The sequence below is a fragment of the Clavibacter michiganensis subsp. insidiosus genome, assembly GCF_002240565.1.
Lineage (GTDB): Bacteria > Actinomycetota > Actinomycetes > Actinomycetales > Microbacteriaceae > Clavibacter > Clavibacter insidiosus.
The window spans coordinates 2,711,314-2,725,355 of record NZ_MZMO01000001.1 but is presented as its reverse complement, the minus strand read 5'-3'; the positions used below and the strand labels follow the sequence as shown (position 1 = coordinate 2,725,355).

The window sequence follows — 14,042 nt, the reverse complement described above, 5'->3', positions numbered from 1 at the left end:
CCTAGGGGAGGACCGTGGTGCTCCAGCCGTAGATGCGGCCGTTCGCGCCGAAGAGGTTCCAGCCGTCGGTGCAGGTGACGGTCGCGGGGTCGATCTCCGGCGGCCACCAGGTGTCCTGGAGGGCGCTCATCTGCAGGTCGGTGCAGCCGCCGGGCGCGGGAGCGGGCGTCGCGGTCTGGACGGCGACGATGCTGCCCTCCTTCGCCTCGGGCTTGGTGCGGATGAGCGTGCCGTCGGCCGGGATCCACGTCGGCATGGACGCGCCGAGCGCCGTCTGGGCGTCCGCGGTGGTCGCGTAGATCTCCGTCGTGGGCGTCTGGAACTGCGACTGGACCCCACATCCGGACAGGAGCACCGCGCTCGCGATGGCGGCCAGGACGGTCAGGGTCGGTCGATGCATCCCCCTAGTGTGCCTCGTCAGCGACGACGGCGGATGCGGATGGGCCCCTTGGCCGTGGAGGGATCGACGACCGACCCCTTCTGCGTGATCTCCACCTCACCCGCCTCCACGAGCCGCCGGGCCGCGCGGCGGGCCGGCTCCATGAGGTCGCGCCAGTCGTCGGGGGACTCCGCGCGGGCGGCCTCGGACGGGCAGATGGTGGCGCCGCCGGCGCGGTGCGCGAGGAGGTCGAGGATCCGCCGCTCGAGCGCCGCGTCGACGTCGGTGACGCCGCGGCGACGGCAGGCGTCGCTGCAGTAGCGCACCGCGTCCCAGTCGCGCTCCCACTTCTTGCGCCACTCGATGGTGCGGCCGCACGAGGCGCAGGTCTTGGGCTCGGGGACGGTGTCCTTCGTGCTCGATGCCCGGTGCGCCATCCCTCCAGCATGCTCCGTGCGGAGGGGTGTCGGCCGGATGCGGTGACGCACTACTGAAAACCCCGCGCGAGCGGGGATTTCCCGACGCCGGGTGCGATACTTCCCCCACGGGGCGGGTTCCCGGTGCGGGCGATCAGCGGTCCGAGCGACCGCCGCACCCGCGGCCCGCATCGCACAAGGAGCACCCCCTGCATCTCCTCTCCGTCTTCAGCCTCCGCAACCGGGCCCTGATCGCGCTCATCACGATCGTCATCGGGGTGTTCGGCGGCATCGCGCTGACGACCCTCAAGCAGGAGCTCATCCCCTCGGTGTCGTTCCCGCAGCTCGCGGTCGTCACGGCGTACCCGGGGGCGTCGCCCGCGGTGGTGGACACCGACGTGTCGACGCCGATCGAGCGCGCGATCCAGGCGGTGCCCGGCCTCGAGTCGTCCACCGCGACCTCGCGCACCGACTCGTCCGTCATCTCCGCGTCGTTCACGTACGGCACCGACCTCGCGACGGCCGAGCAGAAGATCGACCAGGCCATCAACCGGATCCGCACGACGCTGCCCGACGGCATCGACCCCGTCGTCATCGCGGGCAGCATCGACGACCTGCCGGTGATCCAGATCGCGGTCACGAGCGACCTCAGCCCGCAGGACCTCACGGCCGCGCTCGAGCGCTCGACCCTCGCCGACATCCGCAAGCTCGAGGGCGTGCGCGACGCGAGCCTGCTCGGCACGGTCGGGCAGCGCGTGGTCATCACGCCGGATCCCGCGAAGGTGCAGGCGGAGGGCCTCACGAACCAGGCGATCCGCGACGCGCTCGACGCGAACGGCTCGCTGCTGCCCGCGGGATCCGTGACGGAGGACGGCACCACGCTGTCGGTGCAGTCGGGCACGCGCCTCGGATCCACGCAGGACCTCGCGTCGCTGCCGCTGCTCGGCGCCGCGGGCGGGCGGGCGGTCACGATCGGCGACGTCGCCACCGTGGAGCTCGGGCAGGATCCGACCACCGGCATCTCGCGCGTCGACGGCCAGCCGTCGCTCACGATCGCCGTGACCAAGACGCCCGCGGGCAACACGGTCGACGTGTCGCACCTCGTCACCCAGCTCCTGCCGCAGCTCTCCGACGACCTGGGCAGCGGCACGAAGTTCACGGTCGTGTTCGACCAGGCGCCCTTCATCGAGCAGTCGATCTCGAGCCTCACGACCGAGGGCCTGCTCGGCCTCGTGTTCGCGGTGCTCGTGATCCTCGTGTTCCTGATGTCGATCCGGTCGACGATCGTCACGGCGATCTCCATCCCGGCGTCCGTGCTCATCACCTTCATCGGGATGCTCGCCTCGGGCTACACGCTCAACATCATCACGCTCGGCGCGCTCACGATCGCGGTCGGGCGCGTGGTGGACGACTCGATCGTCGTGATCGAGAACATCAAGCGGCACCTCTCCTTCACGCCGGACCGGCTCGAGGCGATCCGCGCGGCCGTGCGGGAGGTCGCCGGCGCGGTCACCGCCTCGACCGCCACGACCGTCGCGGTGTTCCTGCCGATCGCGCTCGTGGGCGACATCACGGGGGAGCTGTTCCGGCCCTTCGCGCTCACCGTGACCATCGCGCTCGCCGCGTCGCTGTTCGTGGCGCTGACGATCGTGCCGGTGCTCGCGTACTGGTTCCTGCGGCCCGAGGGGGAGTCGCGTCGGGCGCGGAGGAAGGCCGCCGCGGCGGCGTCGGCGGAGACCACGCGCACGGGCGCCCACGCGGCGGTCCGCGGCGCCGTCGACGACCGCGCGCGATCGGGACGGCGGGCCCGCGGATCGCACGCCGCGGACGGCGAGAGCGGGGGCGAGGGCCTCGGCGCCCCGACGCGCCTCCAGCGTGGCTACCGGCCGATCCTCGCGTGGACGCTGAAGCGCTCGGCCGTCACGCTGGTCCTCGCGATCCTCGTGCTCGGCGGAACCGTGGCGCTCATCCCGAGCATGAAGACCAACTTCCTCGGCGACAGCGGGCAGAACACGCTCACCGTCTCGCAGGAGCTGCCGAGCGACACGAGCCTCGAGGCGCAGGACACGGCGGCCACGGAGGTGGAGCAGGCGCTCATCGGCCTCCAGGGCGTCGAGACCGTGCAGACCTCCATCGGCTCGGACAGCACGTCGCTCACGTCGGCATTCGGGGGCGGTGGCGGGATCACCTTCGCGCTCACGACCGATCCGGACGCCGACCAGGACGCCATCCGCGAGGGCGTGCGCTCCGCGGTCGACGGCCTCACCGACGTGGGCGACGTGTCGCTCGCGGCGGCCTCGGGCGGGTTCTCCTCGAGCGACATCGAGGTGCAGATCACCGCGAACGACGCCGACGACCTGAAGACCTCGGCCGACGCGATCCTCGCGGCCGTGAAGGACATCCCCTCCATCGAGCAGGCCACGAGCAACCTCTCCGAGACGCAGCCGTACATCGCCGTGACGGTCGACCGGGCGAAGGCCGCGGCGGCCGGGCTCAGCGAGCAGGCCGTGGGCGGCATCGTCACCGCGAGTCGGCTGCCGGCGGCGGTGGGGCAGGTCGTGATCGACGAGAAGACGCTGTCCATCTACATCCAGGACCCGGACGCCGCGCAGAGCCTGCAGGGGCTGCGCGACTTCCGGATCCCCACCGCGCGCGGCCTCGTGCCGCTCAGCGACCTCGCGACCGTCGAGGTCGCCGACGGACCCGCGACCGTCACGACCACGGGCGGCTTCCGCAGCGCGACCGTGAGCGCGACGCCCGGCAGCGACGACGTGGGCTTCGCCTCGTCCGAGGTGTCGCAGGCCGTCGCTGGCGTGCAGCTGCCGGCCGGCGCGCAGGCATCGCTCGGCGGCGTCGCGTCGCAGCAGTCCGACGCGTTCGGGCAACTCGGGCTCGCGGTGCTGGCGGCGATCCTGATCGTCTACATCATCATGGTGGCCACGTTCCGGAGCCTCATCCAGCCGCTCGTGCTGCTCGTCTCGGTGCCGTTCGCGACGACCGGCGCGGTGCTGCTGCAGGTCGTGACGGGGATCCCGCTGGGCGTCGCGTCGATCATCGGCCTGCTGATGCTCGTGGGCATCGTCGTGACCAACGCGATCGTGCTCATCGACCTCGTGAACCAGTACCGGACGCGCGGCATGGGCCTGCGCGAGGCGATCCTGCAGGGTGCCGGGCGACGGCTCCGGCCCATCCTCATGACGGCGCTCGCGACGATCTTCGCGCTGCTGCCGCTCGCGATCGGGCTGACCGGGCACGGCGGGTTCATCTCGCAGCCGCTCGCGATCGTCGTGATCGGCGGCCTGCTGTCGTCGACCGTGCTCACGCTGCTCGTGCTCCCGTCGCTGTACTCGCTCGTGGAGCGCGCGGCGCTGCGGATCCGGGCCAGGGGCGAGCGGAAGCGGGCCGAGCGCGGGCTGCCGGCGGGCGGATCCCCGACGACGACCGAGGCCGGCACCGCGGGCTGACCGCGCTCCCGACCCCGCCCGGGGGCGCCGCGGGGCGCGCCCGGGCGGAGCGCTGCCCTGGTGCCCGGGGCGCCGGTCCGGTAGTGTGCTCCCGTCGGCTCTTGACACCGCTACCGGACCATCCATCCGGGCGGATTGGATTTGTCAGTCAGGTGGGCCGGTTTCCCCCTCTCGTTCCGCAGAGGGGTACGTCACGCGATGACACGGCCCCCGGTCGACGACTGCCCGGGTTGAGAGCAGCTCTGCGCACCCTGATCCTGTAGCGCGCTGCTTCGCACATGCGCACTGTCATGCATCCGAGCAGAACGAGGAATCCCTCATGCCCTACAACAACGACTCCCCGCGCGGCGCCAAGCGCGCCCCGGCGGGATCCCGCAGCCCGAACCACCGCGGCTACAACTCCGATCCCGCGCCCAAGAAGCAGCGCTGGAACGCCGACGAGCGCGCCCAGCGCTCCGGCCAGGACGACCGCCCCCAGCGCGGCGGCGCAGCCCGTCCCGCGCGCGGCGGAGACCGCCCCAACTGGGAGCCCCGCGCCGAGCGCCCCGCCGGTCGCGGCGAGCGTCCCGCGTACGGCGACCGCCCCAACCGCGCCGGCCAGCGCCCCGAGCGCGGCGACGCCCGCCCGCAGCGCGGCGAGCGCCCCTCGTACGGCGGCGGCAACGACCGCGGCCAGCGCAGCGAGCGTCCCTCGTACGGCGCCGAGCGCGGACAGCGCTCTGAGCGTCCGTCGTACGGGAACTCGCGTCCCGACCGTGGCGGCGAGCGCTCCGAGCGTCCGTCGTACAACGACCGCGCGCCGCGCAACGACCGTCCCTCCTACGGGAACGACCGGCCGCAGCGGTCGGAGCGTCCCGCGTACGACGACCGGAACGCACGCACGGAGCGTCCCGCCTACAACGACCGTCCGGCTCGTTCGGAGCGCCCCGCGTACAACGACCGTGCCGAGCGTCCCTCGTACGGCGACCGCGCCCAGCGGTCCGAGCGTCCGTCGTACAACGACCGTCCGGCCCGCACCGAGCGCCCGTCGTACAACGACTCCCGCCCGGCCCGCACGGAGCGTCCGTCGTACGGCGACCGCGCCGAACGATCCGAGCGTCCCGCGTACAACGACCGTCCGGCCCGCACCGAGCGCCCGTCCTACAACGACCGCCCGCAGCGCTCCGAGCGTCCCTCCTACGGCGACCGGCCCCAGCGGAGCGAGCGCCCGTCCTACGACGACGCCCGCCCCAAGCGCGACAGCGACTTCTACCCGAGCAAGGAGGGCGCCCCGCGTCACGCTCCCGCCGAGGACGTCGTGCTCGAGCGCCTCGAGGCCCAGGCCACCACGGCCAAGGACGTCGACGGCGTGACCTTCGCCGCCCTCGGCCTCGGCCAGAACATCGTCCGCGTGCTCGAGGAGCTGGGCGCGGCGAGCCCGTTCCCGATCCAGGCCGCCACGATCCCCGACGTGCTCGCGGGTCGTGACGTGCTCGGCCGCGGCCGCACGGGATCCGGCAAGACCATCGCGTTCGGCGCGCCCCTCGTGGAGCGCCTGCTCGAGAACGACGGCGCGAAGAACCGCAAGATGGGCCGCAAGCCCCGCGCGCTGATCCTCGCCCCGACGCGCGAGCTCGCCATGCAGATCGACCGCACGGTGCAGCCCATCGCCCGCTCGGTGGGCCTGTTCACCACCACGATCTTCGGCGGCGTGCCGCAGTTCAAGCAGGTGGGTGCGCTGCAGCGCGGCGTCGACATCCTCATCGCGACCCCCGGCCGACTCGAGGACCTCATCGACCAGGGCCGCCTCGACCTCTCCGAGATCGTGGTCACGGTCCTCGACGAGGCCGACCACATGTGCGACCTCGGCTTCCTCGAGCCCGTGCAGCGGATCCTCCGCCAGGTGAAGAAGGACGGCCAGCGCCTGCTCTTCTCCGCCACGCTCGACAAGGGCGTCGCGACGCTCGTCAACGAGTTCCTGCCGTCGCCCAGCGTCCACGAGGTCGCGGGCGAGGACCAGGCGTCGTCGACCATCGACCACCGCGTGCTCCTCATCGAGCAGCGCGACAAGGCCGCGATCATCGAGCAGCTCTCCAGCGGCGAGGGCAAGACGCTGATCTTCGCCCGCACCCGCGCGTTCGCCGAGCAGCTCGCCGACCAGCTCGAGGACGCCGGCATCCCGGCCACGTCGCTGCACGGCGACCTCAACCAGGCCCGCCGCACGCGCAACCTGCAGCTCCTCACGAGCGGCAAGGTCCGCGTGCTCGTCGCGACCGACGTGGCCGCCCGCGGCATCCACGTCGACGACATCGGGCTGGTCATCCAGGCCGACGCGCCCGACGAGTACAAGAGCTACCTCCACCGCGCCGGCCGCACGGGCCGCGCGGGCAAGCAGGGCACCGTCGTGACGCTGATCACGAAGGCCCGCCGCCGTCGCATGGACGACCTCCTGGGTCGCGCCGAGATCAAGGCCACGACGGTCATGGCCGCCGCCGGGGACCGCGTCATCGCGGACCTCGCGCGCGTCTAGCTGTACTGAGTCATCACGTTGGTGACACTCGGGCCGCGGGCGTCAGCCCGTGGCTCGAGTGGATTCGTTCAGTGTTGTAGTGCTGGATCCACGGATCAAGGGCGTCGGTTCTGGCTTGGTTGCTGGTGAAGGGTTGCCGGTAGGCCCACTCGGTCGCGAGGGTGCGGTTGAAGCGTTCGACCTTGCCGTTCTGCCAGGGGCAGTGCGGGCGGATGAACTTCTGCCTCGCACCGAGCTGCGTGACCGCGTTCTGGAACGCGGCCGAGTGCCGGTAGGCGAACGCGTGGTCCGTCAGGACCCGTTCGATGCGGGTGATGCCGTGCTCGGCGAAGTACGCCGCGGCCCGGGTCAGGAACCCTGCCGCGGTCACGCCCTTCTCGTCCGGGTGGATCTCCGCGTAGGCGAGGCGGGTGTGGTCATCGACCACGGCGTGGACGTAATCGAACCCGATCCCACGACCACGAACCTGTTCGCTGCGGCCATGCGCCCGCCAGCCGCCGCCGTCCGGGATCCGGCCGAGCTTCTTCACGTCGACGTGGATCAGGTCGCCGGGATGCTCATGCTCGTACCGGTTTGCCGTCGACCGGGATGCCCGGATCACGGCCCCGGTGACGGGGTCCAACCATGCCAACGGCGGTGCCCCGTGCCGCCGCAGGACGCGGGAGATCGTGCGGGCTGGAACACCGGTCACCGGCGCCAACCGGGCAGGACCTGATCGCAATCGGGTCCTCGCTTCCACGACGGCTCGTTCTCGTTCCGGGCTCGTCCTCGTCGGCACCCGTCTCGGCCTCGAGGACCGGTCCGACAAGCCTTCGAAACCCTCGGACCGGAACCGATTCACCCACCGATGCGCGCACTGACGCGACACACCGAGTTCGCGCGCGACATGCGAGACCGGCCGACGATCCTCGACCACCCGCCGCACGAGGAGAACCCTCCCGTGAACCGTCAGACGAGCATTAGCGTGGGACATCGAGGCCTCCTGGCAGTGGCAGAACTAGACAGCTCCATCAAGCCAGGAGGCCTCCTCACACGCCCCGAAGTGTCACCAACGTCATGGCCGGGTACATCTAGCGCCCACGCACGACCACGACGGCCGTCCCACCCCTCAGCGGGTGGGGCGGCCGTCGTCGTGCGCGGCCCGGTCGGTCTGGCATCCTCGATGCCGTGCCCGACCGGATCCGCCTGCTGAGGCTCGACGACGCCCCCGCCCTGTCCGCGCTGCGCCTCGCGAGCCGAGTCCACCTCGCGCCCTGGGACTCGATCCGGCACGTGGACCACGACACCCCCGCCGGCCAGCGGGCCGACCTCGAGGCGGCGCTCGCGCAGCACGCGCGGGGGCAGGGCGTGCCGCTCGCGATCCTCGACGTCGATGGATCCGTGGCCGGGCGGATCACCCTGAACAGCATCGTGCGCGGCGCCTTCGAGTCGTGCGCGATGGGGTACTGGCTGGCGGCGGACCGGACCGGCCGCGGGCTCGCGACCGGGAGGGTGCGCGCCGCGGTCGCCCTCGCGTTCGGCGAGCTCGGGCTGCACCGGGTCGAGGCCGGCACGCTCGTGCGCAACGCCGCGTCGCAGGCCGTGCTCGCCCGCGCGGGCTTCACGCGGTACGGGCTGGCGCCGCGCTACCTCCGCATCGCGGGGGAGTGGCAGGACCACGTGCTGTTCCAGCGGCTGGCGGACGACCCGGTCGTCTGACCCGGGTCAGCGGATCAGCGCGACCCGCCGTACGCCGCCGGCACCAGGTCCATGCGGGCTTCGCCGCTCGCGATGAGCGCGAGCACCGCCTCGGCGACCGTCTCCGGGGTGTCGAAGGCTGCGCCCGCGGTCATCGCCTCGGCCTCGGCGCGGCCCGCGCGGATCGAGGCCAGGAACTCCGTCTCCGTCGCGAACGGGATCAGCGTGGAGACGACGACGCCCGTTCCCTCCAGCTCCGCGCGGGCGATGGCGGACAGACGCTCCAGCGCGATCTTCGACGCGACGTAGCCGCCCGTGCCCGGCACGTCGGCAAACGTGGTGCCCGAGCTGACGTTGACGATCGCGCCGGCGCCCTGGGCGCGCATCGCCGGGATCACCGCCTGCATCGCGGCGAGGGGCGCGACGAGGTTGAGCTCGAGGACGGCGCGGAGGTCGTCGAGCGCGAGGTCCTCGATCGACGACTGCAGGCCCTGGCCCGCGTTGTCCACGAGCGCGTCGATGCGGCCGAACGCGTCGAGGGCGGCCCGCGCCAGCGCGGCGACGTCGGCCGCGTCCGTGACGTCGCAGCGCACCGCGATCGCGCCGCCGCCGATCTCGGCCGCCAGCGCGCGGATCCGCTCCTCCCGCCGGGCGGCGAGCACCACCCGCGCGCCCGCACGTGCGGCCGCGCGCGCCGTGGCCGCGCCGATGCCCGACGACGCTCCCGTGATGACGACGACCGCGTCCTGGATCTGCATGCCTCCTCCTCCTGCGGCCGCGACGCGACCTGCGGGGACTAACGCTACTACTCGGTAGCGGAAGTACGCACCGGGCCTATCCTGGATCGGATGGACACGCCGGCCGCCGCACCTCGACCCCGCACGGGCCGCCCCGTCGACCGCTCGGGCGACGCCGCGATCCTCGCCGCCGCCCTCGACCTCGTCGCCGAGCGGGACTACGACGGCATGGCCCTCGACGAGGTCGCCGCCCGCACCGGCCGCGCGAAGACCACCATCTACCGGCGCTGGGCCACGAAGGAGGACCTCGTGCTCGCCGCCGTCCGCAGCGTCGGCGGTCCGCCGGAGGCCGAGGCCCTGCCCGACACCGGATCCCTGCGCGACGACCTCCTCGCCGTCGTCGACTCGACCTGGCTCGGCGGCCCCGACCGCCGGGCCGCCGTGTTCGCGGGCCTGGCTCCCGCGATGCGCGGCTCCGAGCGCCTGGCGCGGGCGATCCGCTCCGAGGTCACGGATCCGTACGTCGAGGTCCACGGCCGGCTGCTGCGCCGCGCGATCGAGCGGGGGGAGGCGCCCGCGCGGTCGGACGCCGCCCTCGCGGTGCTGGCCGAGGTCGTCCCGGCCATGAGCACGCAGCGCCTCGCCGCTGGCCGCGGTCCGGTGCGGCGGGCGTTCTTCGTCACGGTGATCGACGAGGTGCTGCTGCCGGCGCTCGGCGTGCCGGGGGCTGCCGGATAGCCTCGACCGCATGCAGATCCGCCTCGCCACGGACGCCGACTGGCCCCTGGTCCACCCCTTCTACCGGGCGATCGTCGACGCCGGCCGCACCTACGCGCTGCCCGCCGGGCAGTCGCTCGAGGAGGCGCGGCCGAACTGGATGGCGGAGGCGCCGGCCCGCACCTTCGTGGCGGTCGACGATGACGGCACGGTGCTCGGATCCGCCAAGGCCGGCCCGAATCGGCCGGGCCGCGGCGCGCATGTCGCCACCGGGTCGTTCGTCGTGGATCCCGCGCACGGCGGCCGCGGTGTCGGACGGGCGCTCGGCGAGCACGTGATCGCGTGGGCGCGCGCGGAGGGCTACCGGGCGATCCAGTTCAACGCCGTCGTGGAGACGAACCACGCGGCCGTGCACCTCTGGGAGTCGTTGGGGTTCCGGATCGTCGGCACCGTCCCCGCGGCGTTCGACCACGCGGATGACGGGCTCGTCGGCCTGCACGTGATGCACCTGCCGCTCGACTGACGCCGCCCCGACCCGGCGGTCGAGAGGGCAGGTGCCTATGTCAGAACATGCGCTACGTTGGACGGACCGCAGCACCCGCCCACCGCCCTCCATCCACGGAGAGGAAGCAGCGCCGCCATGAGCCCTGCCGACGACACCGTCCCTGCCGAGGACGCAGCCCCCGCCCCGACCCCCATTCACGACGTGATCACCATCGGCCGCGTCGGCGTCGACCTCTACCCCCTGCAGGACGGCGTGGGCCTCGAGGACGTCGAGACCTTCGGCAAGTACCTCGGCGGGAGCGCGGCCAACGTGGCGGTCGCGGCCGCCCGGCACGGCAGATCCGCCGCCTTGATCTCGCGCGTGGGCGACGACCCGTTCGGCCGCTACGTCACGCGGGAGCTCGAGCGCCTCGGCGTCTCCGCGGCGTTCGTGCCGCCGGTCGACGACCTGCCCACGCCCGTCACCTTCTGCGAGATCTTCCCGCCCGACGACTTCCCCCTCTACGTCTACCGCCGGCCGAAGGCGCCCGACCTCTGCATCGAGGCCGACGCGCTCGACCGGGCGGCGATCCAGCACGCGCGCGTCTACTGGTCCACCGTCACGGGCCTCAGCGAGGAGCCGAGCCGATCCGCGCACCACGCCGCGTGGGCCGCCCGCGCCCGTCGCCCGCTCACCGTGCTCGACCTCGACTACCGGCCGATGTTCTGGTCGTCGCCCGCGGACGCGACCCGCGAGGTCGGCCGTGCGCTCGAGCACGTGACCGTCGCGGTCGGCAACCGCGAGGAGTGCGAGATCGCGGTGGGGGAGACGGATCCGCTGCGGGCCGTCGACGCCCTCCTCGACCGCGGTGTCGAGCTCGCCATCGTGAAGCAGGGCCCGAAGGGCGTGCTCGCCAAGACGCGCGACGAGACCGTCGAGGTGCCGCCGTACGCGGTCGAGGTCGTCAACGGGCTCGGCGCGGGCGACGGCTTCGGCGGCGCGCTCGTGCACGGGCTGCTCGCGGGGTGGGACCTCGAGCGGATCCTGCGCTTCGCCAACGCCGCGGGCGCCCTCGTCGCCTCCCGCCGCGAGTGCTCGACCGCCATGCCGACGGCCGCCGAGGTCGAGGCCGTGCTGGCGGATCTCCGGTGCTCGCGGTCGACGCATCCCGGGCGCCCGCCGAGGCGCTCCGCGCGGGCGACCTCCCCGGCGCGTTCCAGGCCCTCCGCGACCTGCGCGCCACGGATCCCGACGCGGTCGCCCGCGCGCTCGCCGGCCGCGTCCGCCGCCCGCTGATCCGCGACGACGGCCGCCTGCTCATCGTCGCCGCCGACCACCCGGCCCGCGGCGCGCTCGGCGTGGGCGACGACCCGATGGCCCTCGCCGACCGCGACGAGCTGCTCGCGGGCCTCGCCACCGCCCTCACGCGCGACGGCGTCGACGGCGTGCTCGGCACCCCGGACATCGTCGACGACCTCGCGCTCCTCGGCCTCCTCGACGACAAGGTGGTCGTCGGATCCATGAACCGCGGCGGCCTCCGCGGCGCGACGTTCGAGATGGACGACCGCTTCACGGCCTACGACGTCGCGGGCATCGTGCGCGACGGCCTCGACTTCGCGAAGACCCTCGTGCGGATCAACCTGGGCGACGCCGGCACCGCCCGCACCCTCGAGGCGAACGCGCGCGCGGTCGACGACGCGGTGCGCGCTGGCCTGCCGATCATGCTCGAGCCGTTCATGAGCGCCTGGCAGGAGGGCCGCATCGTCAACGACCTCACGCCCGACGCCGTCATCACCTCCATCGCCGTGGCGTCCGGCCTTGGCTCGTCGTCCGCGCGCACGTGGATGAAGCTGCCCGTCGTCGACGACATGGCCCGCGTCATGGCCGCGACCACCCTGCCCACGCTGCTGCTCGGCGGGGATCCGCAGGGCGCGAGCGAGGACACCTGGGCCGGGTGGGAGCACGCGCTGGGCCTCCCCGGCGTCCGTGGCCTGGTCGTCGGCCGCACGCTGATCCACCCCGCCGACGGCGACGTCGCGCGCGCGGTCGACCAGGCCGTCGACCTCGTGCACGGCCGCGCCCGTCCCTGACCCCGAAGACCGACCCGACCCGATCCGCCACCCGCCACCGCCTGAGGACACCATGACCGGCACCGCCCCGCTCCCCGTCGTCCCGCACTGGATCGACGGCGCGCGCTCGCCCTCGACCTCCGGTCGCACGGCGCCCGTCTACGACCCGGCGCGCGGCGTCGTCACGAAGGAGGTCGCGCTCGCGGACGCCGACGAGATCGCGCGCGCCATCGCGTCGGCGCACGCCGCGTTCCCGGCCTGGCGGGACCTGTCGCTCGCCAAGCGGCAGGCGATCCTGTTCCGCTTCCGCGAGCTGCTGGAGGCCGAGAAGGGGGAGCTGGCGGAGATCATCACGTCGGAGCACGGCAAGGTCGTGAGCGACGCGCTCGGCGAGATCACGCGCGGGCAGGAGGTCGTGGAGTTCGCGACCGGCCTCGCGCACCACCTCAAGGGGGAGTACTCGGAGCAGGTCTCCACGGGTGTCGATGTGTACTCCACGAAGCAGCCGCTCGGCGTGGTCGGGGTCATCGCGCCGTTCAACTTCCCGGCGATGGTGCCGATGTGGTTCTTCCCCATCGCGATCGCGGCGGGCAACACCGTGGTGCTGAAGCCGAGCGAGAAGGATCCGAGCGCGGCGATCTGGATCGCGGAGCTGTGGAAGCGCGCCGGGCTCCCGGACGGCGTCTTCACGGTGCTGAACGGTGACAAGGAGGCGGTGGACGGGCTGCTCACGCACCCGGACGTGCGGGCGATCTCGTTCGTCGGATCCACGCCCATCGCGCAGTACGTCTACGAGACGGGCACGCGGCACGGCAAGCGCGTGCAGGCGCTCGGCGGCGCGAAGAACCACATGCTCGTGCTGCCGGACGCCGACCTCGACCTCGTCGCCGACTCGGCCGTCAACGCGGGCTTCGGCTCGGCGGGTGAGCGCTGCATGGCGATCTCCGTGGTGGTCGCGGTCGAGCCGGTCGCGGACGCGCTCATCGAGCGGATCACGTCCCGCATGTCGTCCTTGCGGGTCGGCGACGGCCGGCGCGGCTGCGACATGGGACCGCTCGTGACGGAGGCGCACCGTGACAAGGTCGCGTCCTACATCGCGATCGCGGAGGAGGACGGCGCGCGTGTCGTGGTCGACGGCCGCGGCATCGAGGTCGACGGCGAGCGGGAGGGCTTCTGGCTCGGCCCGACGCTCATCGACGAGCTGCCGACGAGCTCGCGCGCGTACACGGAGGAGATCTTCGGGCCCGTGCTCGGCGTCGTCCGGGTGCGCACGTACGAGGAGGGGGTCGCGCTCATCAACGTCGGCGCGTTCGGGAACGGGACCGCGATCTTCACCAACGACGGCGGGGCCGCGCGGCGCTTCCAGAACGAGGTGCAGGTCGGCATGATCGGGATCAACGTGCCCATCCCCGTGCCCGTCGCCACGTTCTCGTTCGGCGGCTGGCGGTCGAGCCTGTTCGGCGACACCAAGGCGCACGGCGCCGAGGGCGTCAGGTTCTTCACGCAGCAGAAGGCCATCACCAGCCGCTGGCTCGACCCGTCGCACGGCGGCGTCGACCTCGGGTTCCCGCAGAACTGATCCGCACCACC

The 14,042-nt window shown here is 73.0% G+C and carries 12 protein-coding genes; 8 read left to right on the top strand and 4 right to left on the bottom strand.

Annotated features, from left to right (window positions below; translation table 11 throughout):
• Position 1 precedes the first annotated feature (1 nt).
• Both B5P21_RS13120 and B5P21_RS13115 read right to left on the bottom strand, forming a co-directional pair.
• Positions 2-400 (bottom strand): LPS-assembly lipoprotein LptE, encoded by a 399-nt coding sequence (locus B5P21_RS13120; protein WP_094171248.1) that lies wholly within the window; start codon positions 398-400, stop codon positions 2-4.
• A gap of 17 nt (positions 401-417) precedes the next feature.
• Positions 418-816, bottom strand: coding sequence for a DUF2256 and DUF3253 domain-containing protein (locus B5P21_RS13115; RefSeq protein WP_045526928.1), 399 nt, complete (start codon positions 814-816; stop codon positions 418-420).
• Between the two features lie 188 nt (positions 817-1,004).
• Here B5P21_RS13115 and B5P21_RS13110 point away from each other — a divergent pair, with 188 nt between their 5' ends.
• Positions 1,005-4,259 carry an efflux RND transporter permease subunit gene (locus B5P21_RS13110; protein ID WP_094171433.1) on the top strand — a complete coding sequence of 1,085 codons (3,255 nt, stop codon included), beginning with the start codon at positions 1,005-1,007 and terminating at the stop codon, positions 4,257-4,259.
• A gap of 319 nt (positions 4,260-4,578) precedes the next feature.
• The gene (locus tag B5P21_RS13105) at positions 4,579-6,768 is read left to right on the top strand and encodes a DEAD/DEAH box helicase (RefSeq protein WP_045526929.1); all 2,190 of its coding nucleotides are present in this window, start codon (positions 4,579-4,581) and stop codon (positions 6,766-6,768) included.
• 13 nt (positions 6,769-6,781) lie between these two features.
• Here the strand turns inward: B5P21_RS13105 and B5P21_RS13100 are convergent, their stop codons facing one another.
• Positions 6,782-7,741, bottom strand: a complete 960-nt coding sequence (locus tag B5P21_RS13100) for an IS481-like element IS1122 family transposase (protein WP_094170660.1) — start codon at positions 7,739-7,741, stop codon at positions 6,782-6,784.
• 194 nt (positions 7,742-7,935) lie between these two features.
• On the opposite strand from B5P21_RS13100, the gene B5P21_RS13095 reads away from it, so the two are divergent.
• Positions 7,936-8,466: a GNAT family N-acetyltransferase gene (locus B5P21_RS13095; RefSeq protein ID WP_045529408.1), complete on the top strand. Its 531-nt coding sequence runs from the start codon at positions 7,936-7,938 to the stop codon at positions 8,464-8,466.
• 14 nt (positions 8,467-8,480) lie between these two features.
• Here B5P21_RS13095 and B5P21_RS13090 read toward each other — a convergent pair whose 3' ends face one another.
• On the bottom strand, positions 8,481-9,203 hold the full coding sequence (locus tag B5P21_RS13090) for an SDR family oxidoreductase (RefSeq protein ID WP_045529406.1): 723 nt from the start codon (positions 9,201-9,203) through the stop codon (positions 8,481-8,483).
• A 90-nt stretch (positions 9,204-9,293) separates the two neighbouring features.
• Between B5P21_RS13090 and B5P21_RS13085 the strand changes: the two genes are divergently transcribed.
• From B5P21_RS13085 to B5P21_RS13065, 5 genes are all read left to right on the top strand, one after another.
• Positions 9,294-9,920, top strand: a complete 627-nt coding sequence (locus B5P21_RS13085; RefSeq protein WP_045529404.1) for a TetR/AcrR family transcriptional regulator — start codon at positions 9,294-9,296, stop codon at positions 9,918-9,920.
• 10 nt (positions 9,921-9,930) lie between these two features.
• Positions 9,931-10,422 (top strand): GNAT family N-acetyltransferase, encoded by a 492-nt coding sequence (locus tag B5P21_RS13080; protein WP_045529402.1) that lies wholly within the window; start codon positions 9,931-9,933, stop codon positions 10,420-10,422.
• A gap of 117 nt (positions 10,423-10,539) precedes the next feature.
• Complete coding sequence (gene iolC / locus B5P21_RS13075; RefSeq protein WP_246865294.1) at positions 10,540-11,679, top strand: 5-dehydro-2-deoxygluconokinase; 1,140 nt, start codon at positions 10,540-10,542, stop codon at positions 11,677-11,679.
• On the top strand, positions 11,616-12,473 hold the full coding sequence (locus B5P21_RS13070) for a class I fructose-bisphosphate aldolase (protein WP_246865330.1): 858 nt from the start codon (positions 11,616-11,618) through the stop codon (positions 12,471-12,473). The genes iolC and B5P21_RS13070 overlap by 64 nt, the downstream gene beginning before the upstream one ends.
• A gap of 52 nt (positions 12,474-12,525) precedes the next feature.
• Positions 12,526-14,031, top strand: coding sequence for a CoA-acylating methylmalonate-semialdehyde dehydrogenase (locus B5P21_RS13065; RefSeq protein WP_094171246.1), 1,506 nt, complete (start codon positions 12,526-12,528; stop codon positions 14,029-14,031).
• The last annotated feature ends 11 nt before the right edge of the window (positions 14,032-14,042 follow it).